We start from the raw sequence: 22,155 nt of genomic DNA on the forward strand, positions 1-22,155 counted from the left end.
TGGCGGCTCGCCCGGCTTGGCGGCTCGCCCGGCTTGGCGGCTCGCCCGGCTTGGCGGCTCGCCCGGCTTGGCGGCTCGCCCGGCTTGGCGGCTCGCCCGGCTTGGCGGCTCGGCTTGAGGGCGCTTAGGCCCGGCGGCGTTGGTGGGTCGGACTGCGCGAAGCGCGGGTCTGCTCGGGCGGGGCGGTTGCGGCTCGGCTTGAGCGCGCCTTGACCCTGCGGCGCTGGTTCGTCTGCTCGGGCTAGGCGGTTGCGGCTCGGTCGAGGGCGGCCCGGCGCAACGGGGAGACGCGGTATTGCTGGGGCAGCCGGCTGAGCACGGTGTTGAGCAGCAGGCGCATGCCCCGCACCGACAGGGCCGCGGTCAGGTCGGTGGCCGGCCAGCCGAGCCCGCCGTAGAGGCGGCGGGCCCAGGGCGGGAGCAGGCCGATCGCGGTCGCGGCCACCCCGGTGTAGGCCCAGCGCGGCGGCCCGACCGTCATGCCCAGGCGCACGGCCCGGTTGTGGAAGAAGTCGGGCATCGGCGGCACGGTCAGGAAGGCGGCCGTGTCGATGCCGTCGCGGGTCAGCGCGAGCTCGGGCTGCATCGACTCGTAGTAGGCCTCCACCTCGGCGACGCTCGCCGGGACCGTGGACGGGTCGAGCCCGGCCAGTTCGGCGGAGCGGGTCTGCTCGGCGTAGTAGGCGTCGGCCTCCTCCGGCGTCAGCGAGACCCCGGCCCGGGTGGCGGTGGTCAGGAACGACTCGATCTCGGCCACGTGGACCCAGCGGAGAAGGTCGGGTTCGTCGATGCGGAACTGCTCGCCCGTACGGGAATCGACCGCCGAGAGGCGGGAATGGAGCCTGCGCAGACGGCTGCCCGCTCTTTCCGCCTCCTCGGTCGTGCCGTAGATGACCGTGCTGACGTAGGTCGCGGTGCGCAGCAGGCGGCCCATCGGGTCGGTGCGGTAGCCGGAGTTCTGCGCGATGGCGGCGACCGCCCGCGGGTGCAGGGCCTGCAGATAGAGGGCGCGGATGCCGCCGAGGAAGAGAATCGGTTCCGCGTGCAGTTTCCAGGTGACCGAATCCGGTCCGAACAAGCCCACATCGGCGCTCATTCACCTAGCGTGCCACGTTTTTGAACCCGTTCAGAAGTGATGTGTTTATCAGTCGGCGGCCCGTCGCGCCTGGCAGGAGGGGCACAGGCCCCAGAACGTGACCTCGGCCTCGTCGACCTCGAAACCGTGGCTCTCGCTCGGGGTCAGGCAGGGCCGCTCGCCGACCACGCAGTCGACATCGGCGATCTCGCCGCAGCCGCGGCAGACGATGTGATGGTGGTTGTCACCGACGCGGGACTCGAAACGGGCCGGGCTGCCGGCCGGCTCGATGCGCCGGGCCAGGCCGGCCCGGGAGAGCGCGCCGAGGATGTCGTAGATCGCCTGGGTCGAGATCGAGTCGAGGCGGGACCGGACCCGGGTCGCGACGTCGTCGACCTCCAGATGGCCACCCTCGGCGAGGGCCTCCAGCACGGCGAGGCGCGGGCGGGTGACCCGCAGGCCGCGCTCACGCAGGAGTTCCTCACCGGTGGACATCGGTCCATGACAACACGGTTTTGGTGAAACCCCAACTGCCCGCCGGTCGCGGAGGCGGTTCCGGGAAGAATTTCGCAAGATCGGCGAGAACGGTGAACCGGAACGGTCAACCAGGTGTATCTCGCACTGGACATGTTTGCAGCGTCAGATAACTCTAAGCTGGCGGTCCCGTCCCCAACTGAGGAGGCCTCGTGTTCGACCAGATTAACGGCCTACCCGTGCATGTTCTCGTGCTGCACGCGGCCGTGGTCTTCGTCCCCCTGCTGGCCCTCGGCGCCATCGTCTACGCGGTCGTACCCCGCTGGCGGCTCCGCATCAACTGGGCCGTCGCGATCCTGGCGGTGATCACGCCGATCACCTGCTTCGTGACGAAGGAGTCGGGCGAGAAGCTGTATGACCGGCTGGTCGGAAGTGGCATGAAAGGCAAGCCCCTCGACGACCTGAACAAGCACATGAACTTCGGCACGCACACCTTCTGGTGGGTGCTCGCGCTCGGAGTCGTGACCCTGGTCATGCTGCTTCTGACCTGGGGCTCGCGCTCGCTGCCGATGATCGCGGGCGCGGCGGGGTCGGTCGTCATGGTCGTGCTGGCCGTGATCGCGGGCTACTACGTCTACCGCACCGGCGACTCGGGCGCCACGGTGGTCTGGAAAGGCTGAGACTCCGGTGGGCCGGCCGGCGCTCGGCCGGTCCGCCGGTCTTCGCCCGCGGCAGCTGTCGCGGGCTTTTTCGTGCGTTCGTGCGCTCGTCGTGCGCTCAGAAGATCACGCGAGCGCAGAGCAGGCACATCAGGATCAGCGCGATCGCTCCGGCGACCATTCCGATCCCGTACGTCACGGTCCGTGCCGACCCCTCGGCGTCGTCGAGGGCGTCCATGTTCTGAGGCGGCAGCGCGCGCGGCGGGGGCGGCTGCGCGATCGTCGGTGGACGCCATTGCGGGGACGGCGGGCTCTGCCGGGGGGGACCCTGATAGGCATGGCCGGGAGCCGGTTGGCCGGCCGCTTTCCGTGCCGCGTCCGGCGTGGGGGAGTCGGGGTCCGGCCGCTGCCAGTAGGCGTTGTCGTCCGGCACGCCGTTCGGGGAGCTCACGTTCACCGACGGTACAGCGGGAGGGGGACGACGGCCGCAACGGTGCGGGCTTACCCTCTAGCCGTGGACATCCTGGACGAACCCGAGCGCGACCACGACGCCGAGCGCGAGGTCGACTTCGACTCGGAAGAGGCGGCGCTGCTGCCCGACCAGACCCGCGACGACACCGAGCGGGGCTGGGGCGAGCGCGACTTCTCCAACGACGATCGCCTCCTCGACGATCGGCCGCCGCACTGGGGCTGATCCCCCGAGCCGCCGGCCGGCCTTCCTGCCCAGCCCTCGGCCCGGCTCCTGCTCAACCTTGGCCCGGCTTCCTGCTCAGCTTTCGAGCCGGCTCCTTGGCCGGCGCTCGGCACGGCCTCGTGGTCGGTCCTCGGTCGGGACTTCTGGCCGGTCCGTCCTTCGCGCAGTCCGCTCAGTCGGGGCGGATCACGATGGCGAAGCCCTGCCTTGACGTCGCCACGGCTTGACTGGCCTCCCGCGGCGTCAAGGCCAGCAGCAGCCCGCCGGTCGCCGGGTCGTTGACGCCGGTCACCCGGAGCACGAGCGCCGAGCCGGCCACCGCGGTCGGGCGGCCACCCGCGTCGTCGATTCGCAGCAGATCGACCCGGTTGCCCGGCCGGACCAGTCCCAGCGCAGTGGGATCGGCCAGGCGGATCGGGACGCCCACGCTCCCCGCCGGAACGGCCGGGATCTCCGCGCCGTCGCCTGCTCGGGCCGCGTCGTCACCGGCTCGGGCCGGGCCGGTGTCGCCCGACGTCGCCGCGTCATTGTCCGCGGCCTTGTCCGCGGCCTTGTTCGCGGCCTTGTCCGCTCCGGCCGTGGCCGGCCCCTTGGTCGCGCCTGACCCCGCCGGCGCGACGGCGCCGGCGTCGCAGGACTCTTTCGGTGGTGACCACAGCACCGCGGCGGCGGTGGCCAGCAGGGCCGCGACCGCCGCGAGGCGGAGCAGCGTGCCGCGGCCCGGCCGGCGCCAGCGCACGGGATCCAGGCGCCCGTCGCCGCGGGGGCGGCGTGTGGACCCGTGCGCGGCCGGCTGGGCAGCATCTCGGCGGGAGTAACCGTTCCTGCCCATCGTGGGTGCCCTCCCGTCGCCGCGGCGCCGTGGTCGGGCGCCGGAATGGGACGTTAGGCCGAATCGAAGATCGCTCGCTCCGGCCCTGTGGACAACCGGACGCCTGTGGATAACCGCAGGTGGAGCCCCATCAGTGTGATATGCGCGCATGCGTTGACGTGCTCTCGGCGTCCCACTCCGTCGGGGATGGGATCGACCTGACTGGGCTACTCAGACTCGCGAAGAGCCCAAGGCCCGCACTCAAGCGATCAACGAGCTCGGCGCTGCCCGCCACACCATCGTGCTGACGAGCTCTTCCCCTACTGACCCCGCCCGTGATGGGAGGGGAGGAGTAGAGCACCCGGGTCTGACACTTTCGGGTCCGTCGTCCACCGGCGGGAAAACGAAACGCGCCAGACCGCTTGGGCGGGCTGGCGCGTGCGCTGGAAAGGAGCGGTCAGGAAGCGGCCGCGGCTTTCGTCGTGGTCGGCGCGGAAGAGGTGCTCGACTTCGTCGCTGTGGACGGGGAAGAAGACGATGAGGTCGAGGACGACGACGAGGAGTCGCTCGAGGACGAGGACGACGACTCGGACTTGGCGGGGGTCGGGGACTCGGAGGCGCCCGGCTTGTCGGCGCTGACGGCACCGGCGCGGGAGTCGTTGCGGTAGAAGCCCGACCCCTTGAAGACGATGCCGACCGAGTTGAAGACCTTGCGGAGCTTGCCGCTGCAGCTCGGGCACTCGGTCAGGGCCGGGTCGGAGAAGGACTGGACGGCCTCGAGCTGGTGCCCGCACTCGGTGCAGGCGTACTGGTAGGTGGGCACGGCTCCTCCGGATCTTTACGGCAACTGGCACTCGCCAAGTCCGAGTGCCAATGGTGCGTCATCGGAGGTCATTTCGTCCACTCCACGCCCCGGCTGAGGGGAGCGCCACGAATCCGTGCCGCGCCGTGATCACCCCGTTGACCGGGCGGTCATGTGGTTCGGCGGGGACGATCTCGAGTAATTCGTCGTCGTGGAGGAGGGCGACGGCCGGGGCGGACGCCCGGGTGAGGGCGCGGTCGTAGGAGCCGCCGCCTCGGCCCATGCGGCGGCCGGACCGGTCGACGGCCAGGGCGGGGACCAGGATCAGGTCGACCGTGGCGAGGGCTTCGACGCCGAGCCGGGGGCCGATGGGTTCCGAGAGGCCGCGCGGGCCGGGGACCAGGTCGCCGGTGAACTCGGCCCAGTCGAGGTCGTTGTCGGATCGGAGCACCGGCAGCAGGACGCGGGCGCCGGTGGTGAGCAGCGCGACCGGGAGGTCGGGGCCACCGGGCTCGGGGCCGACCGGGGCGTAGGCGGCGATGGTGGACGGGTGCTCACGGCGTACGAAAGAAAGGGTTTGATCTTGAAGTTGAAGGGCGCGGGTGCGGCGCTCGGCGGCGGGCAGAAGACGCCGGGCGGTGAGCAATCGGCTGCGGAGCGCGAGCTTGGCTGCCCGAGATTTTTCCGCTTCAGCGGTTAAATCCGACATGCAACACCCCCTTTTGAAAACCGGCAAACGGTGCACACTATGTCAGCATCGCTCCAAAGAGGGCCACTCCCAGGAGGATGCGTGACGCTACGTGGCCGGCTCACCACCGCCTTCCTGGTGGTCGTGCTCGGTCCGGTCCTGCTCGGGTCCATCTTCGTCGCGCTGACGGTCGCCACGGTGAGCCGGGACCGGACGGCCGAGCGACTCGATCAAGCCGCGACGACGGTCCGCACCGCGGTCGGCGCGGTCTGCCGCCAACTGCAGGCGACCGCCGACGCGGTCGCGGTGGTGCCCGACGAGGATCGCTCACCGGTAGCGGCACAGCTCATCACCCGCGGTCTCGCCACCGGCATCCGCATCACCGACAGTCCGCACCGTGACCAGACGCTGGGTGACGAGGATACGAAGGGCTGGCAGGACTGCGCGGAGCCCCAGGGCGGTTCCGCCGAGGCGGTGACCGCGGTCGCGACCTCGGGCGATCTGAAGGTGACGGCGGCCCAGCGGATCGACTCCGGCTTCCTCGACCGGCTGGCGAGCACCGCCGGAGCCCAGGTCGCCATCACCGTGAGCGACACCCCCAAGGGGTCCCACACGCGCCGGCTGAGCGCGGGGCCGGGCTCTCCGCTGCCGCTCACGCTCACCGTCGCTCCCGGCAAACCCAGCTTCCTGTACGCGCTGCTGACCGCTCTCGTCCTGTCGGCAGCGGTCGCCGCCGTGCTCGTCGCCCGCTGGCTCGCCCACTCGACCACCCGGCCGCTCGGTGACCTGGCCGGAGCCGCCGACCGGGTCGCCAACGGTGACCTCGACACCCGCGTGCCGATCCTGCGACCCGACGAGCTCGGGCGCCTGGCCGGCACCTTCAACCGGATGACCCGCGAGCTGCAGGCCTACGTGCAGGCGCTGACCGCGAGCCGCGACCAGCTGCGCGGCCACCTGGCGATCCTCGGCGAGACGCTGTCCAGCACCCACGACCTGCACCGGATCCTCCAGGTGATCCTGCGCACCGCCCAGGCCGCGACCGGCGCCCGGGCCGGGCTGGTGCTGCTGACCGACCCGGGCGGCACCCAGCTGGTCGCCCAGTGCGGGATCGGCCTGACCGGCGACTGGGACCTCTCCGACGACGAGCTGCGGACCCGCCGGCTGCCGGTCGGCTCGGGGGTGCTCGGATCGGTGGCGGCCGGCCGCGAGGCCCGGCGGGGATTCGGGGCGATCGCGGCGGCCGAGCCGCCCTGCCGGACGTACGTCGCGGTGCCGATCTGCGCCCCGGCCGGAGCCGAAGACCCGCTGATGCCGGAGGAACATCCGCTGCCCGCGACCTTCGGCGTGCTCGCGCTCTACGACCGGGTCGGCGGCGGCCCGTTCGACGACGCCGACCTGCAGACCCTGCGCACGTTCGCCGGGCAGGCCGGGGTCGCCGTGCACAACGTCCGGATCCACGAGGAGGCGCAGCGGCTTTCGCTGACCGACCCGCTGACCGGCCTGTGGAATTACCGTTACCTCCGGGAGTCGTTGCGCCGGGAGGTGGAGCGGGCGAGCCGGTTCGGCCGGACGCTCACCGTGCTGGTCCTCGACATCGACCACTTCAAGGACGTGAACGACACGTACGGGCACGCGGCGGGCGACACCGTGCTGGTCGAGTTCGCCCGGCGGATCCGGGTCGGGCTGCGCGAGGTCGACGTGGCGTTCCGGCAGGGTGGGGAGGAGTTCGTGGTGTTGCTGCCGGAGACCGACGCGTACGGCGGGATGATCGTCGCCGAACGGCTCGGGGAGGCGGTGCGCGGCGAGCCCGTACGGGTGGAAAACCGGGAGACCGTGGAGATCGCGATCAGCGTCTCGATCGGGGTCGCGGTCTATCCCGAGCACGGCAACACGGCCCAGCAGGTGGTCGACGCGGCGGACGACGCCCTGTACGCGGCCAAGAAGGCGGGACGCGACACGTACCGGTTGGCCGAGGCCCGTCCCGGGACCAGCACTGTGATCAAGTCGTCGGTTTCCCAAGCCGTACCGGACGGGCATTTCGATCCCGCCTCGTCCGCCACCGGAGGGCCGCAACCGCCGCGACAGGCTCGCGGCCGATAGTCTCGCGGCATATCCGGGCACGAATCGAGGGAAGGTGCGTAGACCTCAATGACCACGAACGCGAATGCGACCGGCCGCCGAGCGGTCAAGGCCGTCATCCCCGCGGCCGGTCTGGCGACCCGGTTCCTGCCCGCCACGAAGGCGGTGCCCAAGGAGTTGCTGCCGGTGGTCGACCGCCCGGTGCTGCAATACATCGTGGAGGAGGCCGCGGCGGCCGGCATCACCGACGTGCTGCTGGTGACCGGCCGGGGCAAGACCTCCATGGTCGACCACTTCGACCGGCGGCCCGACGTCGAGGCCCGGCTGGAGGAGAAGGGCGACCTCGAACGGCTCGCGGCCGTACGCCGGACGAGCGAACTCGCCGACATCTACACCTGCCGGCAGGGCGAGCCGCTCGGCCTCGGGCACGCGGTCGGCACCGCCGCCTCGCACATCGGCGACAACGCGTTCGCGGTGCTCCTCGGCGACGAGTTCGTCGAGGAGGACAAGCCGCTCCTGCCCGACATGCTCGACCTGCAGGCCCGCACCGGCGGCATCGTGCTGGCGTTCATGGAGGTCAAGCCGGAGGAGACCTCGCGCTACGGCATCGCGGTGGTCGAGCCCTCCGACGAGGGCGACGACATCGTCAAGGTGACCGGCCTGGTCGAGAAGCCCTCGCCGGAGGAAGCGCCGAGCAACCTGGCCGTGCTCGGGCGCTACATCCTGCCGGCGACCATCTTCGAGGCGATCGACGGCACCAAGCCCGGCTCGGGCGGCGAGATCCAGCTGACCGACGCGATGGCCCAGCTGCTGGCCGACGGCACCCCGGTGCACGGCATCATCTACCGCGGCCACCGCTTCGACACCGGCATGCCCCTGGGCTACCTGCAGGCGGTCGTGACACTGGCCGCTCGACGGGCCGACCTGGGCGAAGAGTTCCGGAGCTGGCTCGGCGAGTTCGTCGCCGGCGGTGCGAAGGGATGACGGCGACGGCCGATGCCGAGGCGGCCGCCAACGAGCTGATGCCTCTCGCCGAATACCTGGGCAGCGTGCTGCGCAGGTTGCGGGCGCTGCCTCCGCTCGACCTCGACCTCACCCAGGCCCACGGCAACGTCCTCGCCGTGGACGTGCTCGCGCCGCACCCGTACCCCGCCTTCGACCAGGCCGCGATCGACGGATACGCGGCCCGGTGGGAAGACCTGGCATCGGCCGGCCGGCTCGGTTCGCACCCGTCCTTCGGCAAGTTCGAGGGCAGCGGCCGCCCGGTCCGGCTCAACGTGGTCGGCGACCTCGGCGCGGCCAGCTGGCGTCCCGTACGGCTCACCCCGGGCACCTGCTTCTCGGTGGCCGCCGGCGCGCCGCTGCCGATCGGCGCCGACGTGGTCGTCCCGGTGCACTGGACCGACCAGGGCATGGCCGCGGTCGAGATCCTGCACGCGCCCAAACGCGGCTCGGGCGTACGCCGGGCCGGCGACGAACTGGCGGTCGGGCAGGTGCTCGCCCCGGCCGGCACGTACGTCACCCCGGCCATGGTCGCGACGTTCGCCGCGTCCGGGATCGGCCACGTCGTGGTGCGGCCCAGCCCGCGCGTCGTCGTCGTGGCCACCGGCGACGAACTGGTCGACGTCGGCCGGCCCAGCCAGCCCGGCCAGGTGGTCGACGCCAACTCGCACGCGCTGACCGCCGCCGCGGTCGAAGCCGGCGCACTCGCGTACCGGATCGGTATCTGTGACGACGACCCGGAGGGTCTTCGCGGCCTGCTCGAAGATCAGACCCTGCGGGCCGACCTGATCATCACGACCGGCGGCACCGGCACCGGGCCCGGCGACATGCTCCGCCGGGTGCTGTCGCGCCGCGACCCCGGCCGCGGCGCGGTCGAGTTCACCGACGTCGCCCTCTGCCCGGGCGCCACCCTCGGCTTCGGCACGGTCGGCGCCGAAGAAGTGCCGGTCGTCTGCCTGCCCGGCGAGCCCGGCGCCGCCCTGATCGGCTTCGAAGTGCTGGCCCGCCCGGTCATCCAGCTGCTGGCCGGGGCCGAACCGGTGTTCCGCCCCAGCGTCAAGGCCCACCTGCTGGAGACCGTCTCGTCGCCCGGCGGCCTGCGCGAGTTCCGCCCCGCCCACGTCGCGGAACGGCGCGGCGGGGGTTACACCGTGCAGCCCCTCGCCGGTGGGCCGTACACTCTTTCCGGCCTGGCCGAGGCCAACGGACTGCTGGTGCTCGGCGAGCGGGTCACCACGGCGGCAGCGGGCTCGACCGTGGACGTGTTACTCCTCGACCGGAGGCGATGAATGGGGTCCACGCCGGGCTGGCCAGCCGTCCTGGCGGACGGGCCGGTCGTGCTGCGGCCCTACAGACGCGGCGACGCCAAGGTGTGGTCCGAAGTGCGCATCGCCAACCAGCAGTGGCTGGCGCCGTGGGAGTCGTCGCCGCCTGGGCCGTGGGCCGAGATGAACTCGACCCGCGCCTACGCGTACGTCTATGCCGACATGAGACGCGCCGCGAGGCGCGGTGACAGCATGCCCTTCGCGGTCTGCCTGCGGGAAACCGACGGCAGCGAGCGGCTGGTCGGGCACATCAACCTGGGCAACATCGTGCGGCGGGCGTTCTCGTCCGCCTACGCCGGCTACTGGGTCGACTACCGGGTGGCCGGCCGGGGAGTCATCCCGACCGCGCTGGCGCTCGCGGTCGACCACGCGTTCGGGCCGGGCGGCCTGCACCGCATCGAGGTCAACATCCGCCCGGAGAACAAGCCGTCCCGCCGCGTCGTCGAGAAGCTGGGCTTCCGCGAAGAGGCCTACCACCAGCGCTACATGCACATCGACGGCAGCTGGCGCGACCACCTGGGCTACGCGCTGACCAGCGAGGAGATCGCGGCCGAAGGCGGTCTGCTGGCCCGCTGGCGCCGCGTGCGGGCTTGACCCGCTCACGTTTTTATGATCGTCGTACCGCCACGCCCGGCGCGGCGTAACGATTTCCGCAGCTCCCGCCCTTAGCCTCGGGTTGAAACGCGACCTGCGGCGTGCCCTTGCACAGCCGCTTCGAAGCTGACGGGAGGGGTGAGGGTGCCGACCTCGGTGCTCCTCGCCGTCCTCGCCGCGGCCGGTCTGCTCGCCCTCGCACCAGCGCTCGTGCGCCGGTACGACGCGACCGAGCGGCTCGCCGCGGAGCGGGCGTCGTCGACGGCACGGGTGCTGCAGCGCCGCCGCCGTCGCCGCACCGTGCCCGGACGCCGTCCGATCAACCCCGGGCGCCAGGTGACGGTTACGGTACCCGCCCCATCGGGTGATCCCACCGGGCGCCCCCAGCGCCGCCTACGCCTGGTCACCGGACGTCGCCCGGCCCGCCGCTCACCCCCGCGGCGACACACTCCCGCGGTCGTCCGCCGGCGCCGGGTCTTCGCCGCGCTGCTCCTGCTCAACATCATCGAACTGATCGGCGTGCTGGCGGTCGGGCCGGGCTTCTGGATCGGCTTCGCGGTGACCGGCTCACTGCTCGGGGCGTACCTGGTGCACCTGCGCAACCGGGCGCTGACCGACCGGCACCGGCGCCGGATCGAAGCCCGCGAGGCCGCCTGGCTGGCCGCCCGGCAGGCCGAAGTGCGGCGGGAACAGGCCCGGCGGGCAGCGGCCCGGCGGGAGGCGCAAAGGCGCCTGGCGGCGCAGAAAGAGGCCGTACGCCGCGCGGCGATGGGCCTCGACCGCGACCCGTCCGACCTGCCGGCCGTGGCGAATGGCGGCTCGGTGTCCTACCGGCGCCGGGGCGGCGGCCTGCGCGGACGGCCGTACGAGGCCGGGGGCCGTCACCACACGGCGTGATGAGGTGGGCCGGTTCGCGGTGTTCGGCCGTGACCTGTTAGCCTTTGATGGCACCAAGGGGCTGTGGCGCAGACTGGTAGCGCACCTCGTTCGCATCGAGGGGGTCAGGGGTTCAAATCCCCTCAGCTCCACGCAACGGCGGCGGCCTGTGTTCGCGGAAAGCGCGAACCGGGCCGTTACGTATATCTGCTCCGGGGGCCGAGCCCCCGGAGGCCCTGCGGGGCGGTGGTTGCGCTCGAATCTGTGGTTGCGGTTGGCGTATCGCCACGGCCTTGCTGATCCGGGTCCTGCTGTCTGCGTGCAGGAATTCGTCTCTCCGTATTGGGCTGGGCTTGTCCACGATTTCGAGACCGGGCTTAGGGCTGTGGGCTGGGGTGAGTGAGGGGTCCTGGGAACGTTCCGGGGTGGGGTGCGGATTGTTCAGGGTCGATTCATGTGGGGGTTGGAATCGGCCGCGAAGGTCCGGGGATGTCGAGACTCCGGGTTGTGGGCGCTGCCCTCTTAGCCGTTCCTAGTGTGTTGGTGACGTGTGCCGTGTTTGCCGGGCCGGCGGCCGCGGCTGATCCGGCGGGCTATCAGAACGTGCGGATCAATGAGGTCACGTCGGCGGGGGACGACACCGTTGAGCTGTACAACACGGGGGCCGGCCCGGTCAGCCTCGCCGGGTGGAAGATGGCGGACGACTCGTTCAGCCCGCAGAGCTTCAGCCCGTCGGCGAGCAGCATCGCGGCGGGTGGGTTCGTCACCTTCGACTCGCCCAAGGGGCTGGGCGACGCGGACAGCCTGGTTGTCTACACCGCCGACGGCACGGTCGTGGACCGTGTCGACTGGGCCACGAACAAAGCCAAGCCGGCGATGGCGCGCTGCGGCGGCGACGGCCTCGGATCGTGGGTGATCGCCACCGCGTCGGCCACGTTCGGCCGGGCCAACGCCGGCGGCTGCCCGGCCGCGATTCCCGGCGCGAGCAAGGTACGCGTCAACGAGGTCACCTCGGCCGACAGTGACACCGTCGAGCTCTACAACGGCGGGACCTCGGCGGTCAGCGTCAGCTCGTGGAAGTTCGTCGACGGCGACACGTCGCACAGCGCGACCAAGCTGCCCTCGCCGAGCCCGGGCAGCGTCCCGGCCGGCGGCTACGCCACGTTCGACTCCTCGATCGGGCTGGGCGACTCCGACTCGCTCTTCCTGCTCGACGGCAGCGGCAACACGATCGACTCGGTCACCTGGCCGGTGGACGGTGCGAAGCCGTCGTACCAGCGCTGCGGGAGTTTCTCGACGTCCGCTACGGCCACGTTGGGGACGTCCAACTCCTGCACCGGTGGCACCACGCCGCCGCCGGGTGGTGTCCTCAGCGGCGGGGGCGGCTCGCTGACCAGTGGCTGCGAGCCGGAGGCGCCGAGTGGCAGCGGCTCCGCGCCAAGCGGCACGCAGGCCTGGCCCGGTGGCGAGAACGTCGCGATCGTGGACAACGTGTGCGCGTTCCAGACCTCGACCGGGCCGGAAGGGCGCGACGTCAGCGGTTTGGCGTTCGATCCGGGCAACGCCGCGACGCTGTGGGCGGTCAAGAACAAGAACTGGCTGTTCAAGCTGGTCAAGAGCAACGGCAAGTGGGTCCCGGACGCCTCGTGGAGCTCGTCCGGCAAGCAGACCCGTTTCGTCACCGGCTCCGGCGAGCCGGACTCCGAGGGCATCACGGTCGGCGGCAACGGGCACCTCTACGTGACCTCCGAGCGCGACAACGCGAACAACTCGGCGCCCAAGGACACGATCATGGAGTTTGACCCGGCGGCCACCGGCACGACGCTCACCCCGGTGCGCCAGTGGGATATGACCTCGCAGTTCCCGCAGCTCAACACCGGCGACAAGGACGATGCCAACCTCGGCTTCGAGGGCGTCGCCTATGTGCCCGACAGCTGGCTGACCGCGAACGGCTGGGTCGACCCTCTCACCCACGCGGCGTACGACCCGGCGAACTACCCGAAGCACGGCTCGGGCCTGTTCTTCGCGGGCCTCGAGTTCGACGGCACGCTTCGCGTCTACGGCCTCGACACCGACGGGTCTCTGATCACCTTCGGCAGTATCGCCACCGGTGAGGCCTCGGTGATGGACGTCGCGTACGACGCCGGGACCCAGCGCGTGATCGCTACCTGCGACAACACGTGCGGTGAGACCCACACGCTGATGAAGGTGAACGCGAGCGGGGCCATCGTCCCCGACATCACCTACACCAACCCCACCGTCATGCCGGCCGACAACCTGGAGGGCTTCGCGCTGGCACCGACGTGCGTCAGCGGCTGGCGTGAGGCGGTGTGGTCGGACGACGGCATCTATGGCAGCGGGAGCGGCAGCGCGGGCAGCGGCCACGCGTTGTACAGCGGCACCTTCCCCTGCTGAGGAGCCGGGCCAGGACGACCGTGGCGTCTGGGATGCCACGGTCGTCGTGGCTGGTGGTCAGCTGATCAGGACCGCACGCGTTTCCGATACGGGGCGTCCACATCGGAACCCGGCGTCCGGGTGGATTGTGGCGGTTTGCCGACCGGGAGCGAAAGGGCCGCGAAACCGGTCGAGACATCGACGGTGGCCGACGCGTGGCCGGGCCGGAAATCGCAGGTTACCTGCGCAAATAAGGGCGCGCCCCGATCGCCAGCCACGGGGGAAGCGGGCGATAGGGGCGCGCAAGATGAAGCTTAACGACCTCCGATGACCGACACAACGGGTGACCTCATCCAGTTTGCCGCCCTGATCACGCCATCCGGTATAAAGTGGACATATTTGGGCAATACCCTATTAGGTAGTACTTTTGGCTACACGAAAAGCATTCGCTTTGCTGCCGGGCGGCGGTCCGAAATGCGACACCAAACAATCCGCCGAAATAGCGTAACCTCGGCGCGCGAACCATTTCTCCGCAGCTCAGAGCGATCTCTTTTCGGCGACTCAGATGCATGCCCATCTGGTCAAACGCGAGCACTCATCATTTCGGCTGGTTTCCCGGCCGCGATCATCCGTCACCCGCGGGAGTGAGCGCCTGCGCGTTGGTAAAAGAAGTTCTTAAGCTCGCCGCGTGACTTCGCAGCAGCCTGAGAACTCGACCTCCGTCGACACCGAGATCCCCGACACCGAGGTGATCGCCGTGCCGGCGCCGGCGCCGGTGTTCGTGGACAGCACCGGGCGGCGCAGCCGGTTGCTGCGGCGGCTCGCGTACGCGTTCGGTGTGATCGTCATGATCTACGGCGGCCTGATCGCGGTCAGCCTGGCCGGCGGCCCGGTCCGCTCGAGCGCCGTCCTGCCGCTGCCCGGCCTCGACCTCGACCCGAAGGAGAGCAAGCCGCCGGCCCCGCCCAGCCCGAGTCCGACCCCGTCGATCAAGTCGTTGTTCGTGACCGAGGCGCTGCCCCGGCGCACCGCGACCCGGCAGGCCTCGTCGTCCCGGGTCGAGTCGACGACCGTCACCAAGAAGCCCACGGCCAAGGCGACGCCGACGAAGACGCCCACGCCGAGCGGGACCACCACCCACCCGGTGGAGTCGACGACCACGCCGGCCCCGTCGGCCAGCTCGTCGACGCCGGCGACCGGCACCACCACGGCACCGCCGACCATCCCCCCGGCCCCGCCCGCCGAGGGCACGGGAACCGGCGGTCAGGGCGGCGGTTCGACCGGGACCGGCGGCCAGGGCGGCGGTTCGACCGGGACTGGCGGTCAGGGCGGCGGTTCGACCGGGACTGGCGGTCAGGGCGGCGGTTCCACCGGGACCGGTGGTCAGGGCGGCGGTTCCACCGGGACCGGTGGTCAGGGCGGCGGCTCGACCGGGACCGGCGGCCAGGGCGGCGGCTCCATCGTCTCCGGCTCCGGCGACGGAGATTCCGGCCCGACCGGCGACGGCAGCGGCGACAGCACCGACAGCGGATCGGCTGGTGGGCCGGCCGGCCAGGGCACCGCGAGCCCCCGCGCTTCCTCACGGGCCGGCGCGTGACCAGCGCCAACCCACCGGAACAGAACCCGGAGATCACCGCCCCGGTCCCGGCGACCCCCGCGAAGCCGGCCGGCCGCGGGCCCCGCAAGCCGGTCCGGCTGATCCCCCGCCCGCGGGCCGCACTCGGCGTCCTGCTGCTGGTGCTCTTCGTCGGCGTGCTGGTCGTCCAGGCCTACATCAACTCCGAGTTCACGAGCGACCACCTCGACTCGGAGGTCGGCGACCAGAGCCACGTGCCACCGGCCGTCCGCCACGGCGGACCGGTGCTCAACACCACCGGCGGCCAGGAGAGCACCAGCCGGATGCCACCCCGGACGATCGCCCTGACCTTCGACGACGGCCCCGACCCGACGTGGACGCCCCAGGTGCTGAAGGTGCTGCGGGAATATCACGTCGTCGGCACCTTTTTCGTCATCGGCTCCGAGGTCGCCCGCCATCCCAAGCTGGCCAAACGGCTCACCGACGCCGGCAACGAACTCGGGGTGCACACCTTCACCCACCCCAACCTGCAGCGCATCGCGCCCTGGCGGCGCACGCTCGAGATCAACCAGACCCAGAACGTGATCGCCCGGGCCACCGGGGTGCACACCAACCTGGTCCGCTTCCCCTACTCGTCGAAGACCGAAGCGGTCGACGACATCAACTGGAAGATGGTCAAGGACGTCGGCAAGCAGGGCTACCTGATGGTGGTCAACGACACCGACAGCGAGGACTGGCAGCGGCCGGGCGTACCGCAGATCGTTCGCAACGCGCTGCCCGACCACGAAAGCCCCGCCGTCGTGCTGTTCCACGACGCCGGTGGCGACCGGTCCGAGACGGTGGCCGCCCTGCGGCGCTACATCCCGCTGATGCAGTCCCGCGGCTACCGCTTCACGACCGTCACCGGCGGCCTCAACCACGGCATCGACCTGCACAACCAGCAGATCATCGAACGGAACAAGACGGCCAAGGTCAAGGCTCCGCTGGTGCCCCGGCTGCCGGAAAACCCGGCCGCCGCCCGGGGCGACATCTGGCGCGGGGCCGCGGTCATCTGGACCGTACGCATCGCCGACGGGCTCGTCTGGACGGTCGCCGGCCTGTTCCTGATCGTCGGGTCCCTGACCATCGCGCGTACGGTCCTGTTGTTGCTGCTCGCCAGCCGGCACGCCCGGCAGAGGCGCAAGAAGACGTGGTCCTGGGGCCCACCCGTCACCGAACCCGTGTCGGTGATCGTGCCCGCCTTCAACGAGAAGGAGGGCATCGAGGCGGCCGTGCGCTCGCTCGCCGGCGGCGACTACCCCGCGATCGAGGTCGTGGTGGTCGACGACGGTTCGACCGACGGCACGGCCGCCCTGGTGGAGGCGTTGGCGCTGCCCAACGTACGGGTCGTGCGGGTGCCCAACGGCGGCAAGTCGAACGCGCTGAACACCGGGGTGGCGCTCGCCCGCAGCGAACTGATCGTCACGGTCGACGGCGACACCATCTTCGAGAAGGACTCGATCCGGATGCTGGTGCAGGCGTTCGCCGACCCGAAGGTCGGGGCGGTGGCCGGCAACGTCAAGGTCGGCAACCGGCAGAAGATGGTCGCCGTCTGGCAGCACATCGAATACGTGATCGGCTTCAACCTCGACCGCCGGCTCTACGAGGTGCTCGGCTGCATGCCGACCGTGCCGGGGGCGATCGGCGCGTTCCGCCGCGAGGCGCTGGCCCAGGTCGGCGGGATCAGCGACGAGACGCTGGCCGAGGACACCGACGTGACCATGGCGCTGTGCCGGGCCGGCTGGAAGGTCGTCTACGAGGAGCGGGCCCGGGCGTGGACCGAGGCGCCGGCCACCCTCGAGCAGCTCTACAAGCAGCGCTACCGGTGGAGCTACGGCACCATGCAGGCGATGTGGAAGCACCGCCGGTCGCTGTTCGACCGGGGGCCGTCGGGCCGGTTCGGCCGGGTCGGGCTGCCGTTCCTGGCCCTGTTCGGGATCGCGCTGCCGCTGCTCGCGCCGGTGGTCGACATCCTGCTCGTCTACGGGCTGGTCTTCTGGGAGCTCAAGGAGACCGTGACCGCCTGGCTGGGCATGCTGGCCCTGCAGTTGTTCACGGCCGCGGTGGCGTTCCGCTTCGACCGGGAGTCGCTGCTCCCGCTCTGGCGGCTGCCACTGCAGCAGTTCGCCTACCGGCAGCTGATGTATCTGGTGCTGCTGCAGTCGGCGACCACGGCCCTGACCGGCGGACGGCTGCGGTGGCACAAGCTGCACCGGGCCGGGCTCATACCGCGTACGGTCGGGGACCCATCCGCCGGACCGGCGGTCGCCGCACCCGGCGTGGCGACGATGAAGACCGCGCGGGCGTTGCCGGCTCAGGCGCTCGCCCCCGAGATCGACACCTGGCCGCCCACGCGTGACCAGGTCAGAGTGACCGTGCAGCACCCGGCCTCGGGGCGGGCGTCGGCCCGGCCCGCCGTGCCCGTCCAGCCACGGTTCGGAGAGGAAGACGACTTCCCGTCGGCCGGCTCGCCCCCGTCCGGCGGCTCCGGCCCGGCCTACACCGGGTGATGTTCCGGCCCGCGCCCGATCGATCTGCAGCCGGTCGGGCGCGGGCCGGGATTGTGAGAAAAGTCTGTTTGGCTACTTTCGCGTGATACTCCTGAGGCAAGCCCTGGAGGTGGCGCAATGAAGGCACCCCTGCCCGACAATGAGACCGACCGGCTGGCCGCGCTCTACGCGCTCGACATTCTCGACAGCCCGGCCGAGCAGGATTTCGACGACATCGTGAAACTCGCGTCCACCGTCTGCGGGTCACCGATGTCCCTGGTCAGCCTCCTCGACTCGGACCGGCAATGGTTCAAGGCCCGGATCGGCACCGATCTGACCGAAACCGACCGGAACATGTCGTTCTGCGCCCACGCCGTGCTCGGCCGCGACCTGCTCGTCGTGTCCGACGCGACCAAGGACGCCCGGTTCGCCGACAACCCGATGGTCGACCAGGACGGCGGCATCCGGTTCTACGCCGGAGCGCCGCTGATCACCACCGACGGGTACGCGCTCGGCACCCTCTGCGTGATGGACCGGGAACCACGCAAGCTCGACATCGAGCAGCTCCAGGCCCTGCGGGCACTCGCCCGGCAGGTCACCTCACAGATCGAGCTGCGCCGGCACGCGATCGCGCTGGCCAACACCACAGCCCGCCTGCAGGAACTGGAACGGCGCAAGGACGACCTGGCCGAACTGATCGGCGGCGACCTGCGGGCGCCGCTGCACCTCATGTCGTCATACCTGGAAAAGCTCGGCAGAACCGGCTACCACGACACCGAGATGGCCGAACTGGTCGGACGGGCCACGGCCGGACACATCCGGGGCTTCCTCGACCTGATGCAGCACCTCACCTCGATGGCCGACGCCGGCTTCGGCAGCGAAAGCCTGCACATGCGGCAGATCGACCTGACCCGGATCACCCAGCGGGCGGTCGAGGCGGTGCGGCCGATCGCGGCCACCAAACAGATCTGGATCCTCAACCAGGCCGGCGGCCCCAGCCTACCGATCATCGCCGATCCCGTACGCCTCGAGCAGGTGCTCACCCACCTGCTGTTCGCCGCGGTCAAATACACCCCGGCGGGCGGCCGCGTACGCGTCGGCACCGAGATCGAATCCGGCCCGACCGTCCGCGTGGACGACATGGACCTGCCGGACGGCCTGCGCCCCGAACTCTTCCCGCACCTGTTCTACGGCGCGATCGCCAACCCGGCCGACGCGCCGGGCCCGGACCGCGGCCTGGCCGTCGCCAAGAAGATCCTCGACGCCCACCACGCCACGGTCGCCCTGTCCGACCGCCCCGGCGACGGCACCTCACTGCACGTGGTCTTCCCGTTCGCCCAGCTCTCCCCGGCCGACATGGCCGAGCAGCTGATCGCGATCTAGCAGCCTCTATCGCAACTGAACGACCTGGTCTTTATAGGCGGGACAGAGCGATCCCGGCTCGGTCGCGCTGGCGAAGGTATACAAGAACGAGCTCTCGGTCTGGCCGTTGTAACGCACGGCGGAATCTCGGAGATCCACAGCCTGATCGCCCTCGCTCAGCGCGTCGCACATGTTCTTCGCATACTCGAAGTAGCTGTCGATGGTGGCCGCGGAGGCGCTCTCCGCCAACATCTTGAACGACTTTTTGAAAGTATCGGCACAAGCCGTCGAGATGCAGGTCCCGTCGGCGGTCATGTCGACCGGTTCGACCGTCGGAGCCGAATCCGGGGCAACGGGCGAGGTCGACTCGGCCGGCGACGGCGTAACGACGCCCGAGTCGGCCGGCGCCTGGGTGAACACCGAACTCGGCGCGGCCGACGGTGCGGACGCGTCCGCGCTGACGGGCTCTTTGAACAGAGCAGCCCCGGCTGCGAACCCAAGACCGCCGACAAACAGCCCGACGACGACCACGGATCGGACGGCACGTCCCGGGGGCGGAGAAACGTGCCGGCCCCGGGGCCGGCGTTGCAGCCGCAGCGTCATGGAAAGCTCCGATAGGTCTCGTAGGCCCAGAAGGTCCCATACCTATCGGCACAGCCGGCCCGCGCTTGAGCCGCCAGCGCTCTCCACCCCGGCCACCAAGCGGACTAGATCCAGCGGCTGCCCAGCCACATGCGGGACGACCAGGAGTTGTAGGTGATCAGCTGGCCTACGAAGATCGGATAGAAGTAGGCGAAGCAAAGGGCTACCAGCACGACGTAGGCGCCGACCACGACCGTGCCTATCAGCTGTCGGTCGGTTCTTCGCTTGCCGGTCGCGACGCCCTCGGGTGGGGTCATGATGGCGCCGAGGGTGTAGACCACGGCGAGGATCAGGAACGGCAGGCCGGGCAGCAGGTAGAACGAGAACATCGTGCGGCCGTCGGTGACCGCGTAGTAGTACCACGGGAGCATGCTGCCGACGGCGGGGATCAGGATGGCCGGGGCGCGCCAGTCGCGCCGGGCGATGCCGAACCAGAGGGTGGCGATCAGGGCCGGCCCGAAGCTCCACCAGAGCAGCGGGGTGCCGAGCAGCAGGATCTCGCGGGCGCAGCTGGGGGAGCCACAGTTGCCGGTGTTGTTCCAGTAGAAGGAGACCGGCCGCCCGAGCAGCAGCCACTGCCACGGCCACGACTGGTAGGGGTGCTTGGCGGTCAGGCCGCTGTGAAACTCGTACGCCTCGTGGTGGTAGTGCATCAGGTTGAGCAGGGCGCCCAGGACCGGCGGCTCGCTGAGGCCGTTGGCCTCGCGGTAGTGGCGGAAGTAGCCGTCGTTGGTGACGAACCAGCCCGTCCACGTGGCGAGATAGAAGATGAGGCTGAGCGCGATGCTGACGATCCACCAGCCGAAGTCGCCGATCAGGCCGGCCACGATCGGGCCGCGGATGCCGGCCGAGCGGCGGGCCTGCCAGCGCCAGATCAGCACGACGATGCCGAAGAACGGCAGGAAGAACAGGGCGCTCCACTTCACGCCGTTGGCCAGGCCGAAGCAGACGCCGCCGGCCAGCAGCCACCACGGTGTGACCCGCGGGATCTTGTGGGTGGCGGCCGGGTCGAAGCCGTCCTCGAGGGCCTTGAGCATGCGTCGCCGGTAGTGGTCGCGGTCGAGCAGCAGGCAGGCGAACGTCATCTCGACGAACAGGCCCAGGAAGATGTCGAGCAGCGAGGTGCGCGAGAGCACCAGCTGGAAGCCGTCGAGGGTCATCAGCAGGCCGGCGATGCCGGCCAGCACGATCGAGTGGAACAGGCGGTACGCGATGCGGATGAAGATCAGGATCATCAGCGTGCCGGCGGCCGCGGCCGGAACCCGCCAGCCCAGCTCGTGGTTGCCGAACGCCAGCTCGCCGAGCGAGATCAGCCACTTGCCGAGCGGGGGATGCACCACATAGGCCGGGCCGTTGGTCTTCTCGTCCCACTCGACCGCGTGGTGCAGCAGGTCCCACGCGTCGGTCGGGTAGTAGACCTCGTCGAAGATGTAGCCCTTGACGCTGCCGAGGTCTTTGAACCGCAGGATCCCCGCGATCAGCGTGATCACCGCGGTGACCAGCCACGAATAGGGGTTGAGCGAGTCTTCGAGGCCGGACAGCCGGCGCCGGACGATGTCGGGGACGGCGCGGACGCCCGCCGGGCTCTCCGCCGCCTCGGGCGGGTCCGGGGTGATCTCGGCCTCAGCGGTCGCTGTCGTCACCCCGCGATCCTAGGACGTGCGGCTCGGAAGTGATGCCAGCAGTCGGCGCGTCAGGGGATGTGATGGACTTCAGGCGTGCGCGACGACCCTTCGACCGGCCGGGTGGTGCTGGTCGGCGCCCCGCTCGGCAACCTCGGCGACGCTTCGACCCGGCTGCGGGAGGTGCTTTCGAGCGCCGACGTGGTGGCGGCCGAGGACACCCGCCGCCTGGCCCGGCTCGCCCGCGACCTCGGCATCACGGTGAGCGGGCGGGTGGTGTCGTACTTCGAGGGCAACGACGAACGGCGTACGCCGGAGCTGGTGGAGGCCCTCGAGGCCGGCTCCGTCGTCGCGGTCGTCACCGACGGCGGCATGCCGAGCGTCTCCGACCCCGGGTTCCGGCTGGTGCGGGCGGCGCTGGAGGCCGGCTTCCCGGTGACCGCGGCACCCGGGCCCAGCGCGGTGACGACCGCACTCGCCCTGTCGGGGCTGCCCAGCGACCGCTTCGTGTTCGAAGGGTTCTTACCGCGTACGCCCTCGAACCGCCGCTCCCGCCTGCGGGAGCTGACCGCCGAGCCCCGCACCCTGGTGTTCTTCGAAGCCCCGCACCGGATCGCCGGAGCGCTCGCCGACCTGGCCGCGACGTTCGGCGACGACCGGCCGGCGGCGGTCTGCCGCGAGCTGACCAAGACCTATGAGGAGGTGCGCCGCGGACCGCTGGCCGCGCTCGCCGCCTGGGCCGTGGAGAACGAGCCCCGAGGCGAGATCACCCTGGTGGTTGGTGGTGCGCCGGCGCGCCCGGCCGCGCGGCCGGGCGACGACGAACTGCGGGCGGCGGTCGCCGCCCACGAGGCCGGGGGACGGTCGCGCCGGGATGCGATCCAAGCGGTTGCCGACGAGTACGGCGTGAAGAAGCGCGAGGTCTACGCGCTGGTCCACAGCTCCTGATAGG

At 70.8% G+C, this 22,155-nt stretch carries 20 protein-coding genes and 1 tRNA gene; 13 read left to right on the top strand and 8 right to left on the bottom strand.

The annotated features are described in order from the left end of the window. Positions 1-241: 241 nt before the first annotated feature. On the bottom strand, positions 242-1,096 hold the full coding sequence (locus AB0M88_RS08080; RefSeq protein ID WP_364097214.1) for an oxygenase MpaB family protein: 855 nt from the start codon (positions 1,094-1,096) through the stop codon (positions 242-244). A 48-nt stretch (positions 1,097-1,144) separates the two neighbouring features. Further along, a complete protein-coding gene (locus AB0M88_RS08085) occupies positions 1,145-1,570 on the bottom strand; it encodes a Fur family transcriptional regulator (protein WP_364097217.1) in 426 nt (141 codons plus the stop codon). A 191-nt stretch (positions 1,571-1,761) separates the two neighbouring features. Between AB0M88_RS08085 and AB0M88_RS08090 the strand changes: the two genes are divergently transcribed. After that, positions 1,762-2,229, top strand: coding sequence for a DUF2231 domain-containing protein (locus tag AB0M88_RS08090; protein ID WP_364097220.1), 468 nt, complete (start codon positions 1,762-1,764; stop codon positions 2,227-2,229). Positions 2,230-2,326: 97 nt separating this feature from the next. On the opposite strand, the gene AB0M88_RS08095 is transcribed toward AB0M88_RS08090, so the two are convergent. Next, positions 2,327-2,659 carry a translation initiation factor 2 gene (locus tag AB0M88_RS08095; protein ID WP_364097223.1) on the bottom strand — a complete coding sequence of 111 codons (333 nt, stop codon included), beginning with the start codon at positions 2,657-2,659 and terminating at the stop codon, positions 2,327-2,329. 63 nt (positions 2,660-2,722) lie between these two features. Here AB0M88_RS08095 and AB0M88_RS08100 point away from each other — a divergent pair, with 63 nt between their 5' ends. Further along, a complete protein-coding gene (locus AB0M88_RS08100) occupies positions 2,723-2,902 on the top strand; it encodes a hypothetical protein (protein ID WP_364097226.1) in 180 nt (59 codons plus the stop codon). Positions 2,903-3,074: 172 nt separating this feature from the next. On the opposite strand, the gene AB0M88_RS08105 is transcribed toward AB0M88_RS08100, so the two are convergent. The 3 genes from AB0M88_RS08105 to AB0M88_RS08115 form a co-directional block, all read right to left on the bottom strand. Next, positions 3,075-3,641: a hypothetical protein gene (locus AB0M88_RS08105; protein ID WP_364097229.1), complete on the bottom strand. Its 567-nt coding sequence runs from the start codon at positions 3,639-3,641 to the stop codon at positions 3,075-3,077. Between the two features lie 529 nt (positions 3,642-4,170). Beyond that, complete coding sequence (locus AB0M88_RS08110) at positions 4,171-4,536, bottom strand: FmdB family zinc ribbon protein (RefSeq protein WP_364097231.1); 366 nt, start codon at positions 4,534-4,536, stop codon at positions 4,171-4,173. Positions 4,537-4,594: 58 nt separating this feature from the next. Beyond that, positions 4,595-5,224 (bottom strand): 5-formyltetrahydrofolate cyclo-ligase, encoded by a 630-nt coding sequence (locus AB0M88_RS08115; RefSeq protein ID WP_364097234.1) that lies wholly within the window; start codon positions 5,222-5,224, stop codon positions 4,595-4,597. A gap of 81 nt (positions 5,225-5,305) precedes the next feature. Between AB0M88_RS08115 and AB0M88_RS08120 the strand changes: the two genes are divergently transcribed. The 10 genes from AB0M88_RS08120 to AB0M88_RS08165 all read left to right on the top strand — a co-directional run bounded on the left by AB0M88_RS08120 (position 5,306) and on the right by AB0M88_RS08165 (position 18,960). Further along, positions 5,306-7,303: a diguanylate cyclase gene (locus AB0M88_RS08120; RefSeq protein WP_364097237.1), complete on the top strand. Its 1,998-nt coding sequence runs from the start codon at positions 5,306-5,308 to the stop codon at positions 7,301-7,303. Positions 7,304-7,351: 48 nt separating this feature from the next. Continuing rightward, positions 7,352-8,266: a UTP--glucose-1-phosphate uridylyltransferase gene (locus tag AB0M88_RS08125; RefSeq protein WP_364097240.1), complete on the top strand. Its 915-nt coding sequence runs from the start codon at positions 7,352-7,354 to the stop codon at positions 8,264-8,266. Further along, on the top strand, positions 8,263-9,573 hold the full coding sequence (glp, locus tag AB0M88_RS08130; RefSeq protein WP_364097243.1) for a gephyrin-like molybdotransferase Glp: 1,311 nt from the start codon (positions 8,263-8,265) through the stop codon (positions 9,571-9,573). Before AB0M88_RS08125 ends, glp begins: the two co-directional genes overlap by 4 nt. Beyond that, positions 9,574-10,203 carry a GNAT family protein gene (locus tag AB0M88_RS08135; RefSeq protein ID WP_364097246.1) on the top strand — a complete coding sequence of 210 codons (630 nt, stop codon included), beginning with the start codon at positions 9,574-9,576 and terminating at the stop codon, positions 10,201-10,203. A 144-nt stretch (positions 10,204-10,347) separates the two neighbouring features. Continuing rightward, positions 10,348-11,100: a hypothetical protein gene (locus AB0M88_RS08140; protein ID WP_364097430.1), complete on the top strand. Its 753-nt coding sequence runs from the start codon at positions 10,348-10,350 to the stop codon at positions 11,098-11,100. A gap of 57 nt (positions 11,101-11,157) precedes the next feature. Further along, positions 11,158-11,231 (top strand) — tRNA-Ala (locus AB0M88_RS08145). A 391-nt stretch (positions 11,232-11,622) separates the two neighbouring features. Continuing rightward, a complete protein-coding gene (locus AB0M88_RS08150) occupies positions 11,623-13,494 on the top strand; it encodes a lamin tail domain-containing protein (RefSeq protein ID WP_364097249.1) in 1,872 nt (623 codons plus the stop codon). Positions 13,495-14,161: 667 nt separating this feature from the next. After that, positions 14,162-15,070, top strand: a complete 909-nt coding sequence (locus AB0M88_RS08155; protein WP_364097252.1) for a hypothetical protein — start codon at positions 14,162-14,164, stop codon at positions 15,068-15,070. 98 nt (positions 15,071-15,168) lie between these two features. Beyond that, a complete protein-coding gene (locus tag AB0M88_RS08160; protein WP_364097433.1) occupies positions 15,169-17,598 on the top strand; it encodes a bifunctional polysaccharide deacetylase/glycosyltransferase family 2 protein in 2,430 nt (809 codons plus the stop codon). Between the two features lie 117 nt (positions 17,599-17,715). Beyond that, positions 17,716-18,960 carry a GAF domain-containing sensor histidine kinase gene (locus AB0M88_RS08165; RefSeq protein ID WP_364097255.1) on the top strand — a complete coding sequence of 415 codons (1,245 nt, stop codon included), beginning with the start codon at positions 17,716-17,718 and terminating at the stop codon, positions 18,958-18,960. Positions 18,961-18,966: 6 nt separating this feature from the next. Here the strand turns inward: AB0M88_RS08165 and AB0M88_RS08170 are convergent, their stop codons facing one another. Beyond that, complete coding sequence (locus tag AB0M88_RS08170) at positions 18,967-19,470, bottom strand: hypothetical protein (RefSeq protein WP_364097258.1); 504 nt, start codon at positions 19,468-19,470, stop codon at positions 18,967-18,969. A gap of 176 nt (positions 19,471-19,646) precedes the next feature. Continuing rightward, the gene (locus AB0M88_RS08175) at positions 19,647-21,224 is read right to left on the bottom strand and encodes a glycosyltransferase family 39 protein (RefSeq protein ID WP_364097261.1); all 1,578 of its coding nucleotides are present in this window, start codon (positions 21,222-21,224) and stop codon (positions 19,647-19,649) included. A 75-nt stretch (positions 21,225-21,299) separates the two neighbouring features. On the opposite strand from AB0M88_RS08175, the gene rsmI reads away from it, so the two are divergent. Continuing rightward, positions 21,300-22,151 carry a 16S rRNA (cytidine(1402)-2'-O)-methyltransferase gene (gene rsmI, locus AB0M88_RS08180; RefSeq protein ID WP_364097264.1) on the top strand — a complete coding sequence of 284 codons (852 nt, stop codon included), beginning with the start codon at positions 21,300-21,302 and terminating at the stop codon, positions 22,149-22,151. Positions 22,152-22,155 lie beyond the last annotated feature (4 nt).

This window comes from Actinoplanes sp. NPDC051411 (assembly GCF_040682075.1).
Lineage (GTDB): Bacteria > Actinomycetota > Actinomycetes > Mycobacteriales > Micromonosporaceae > Actinoplanes.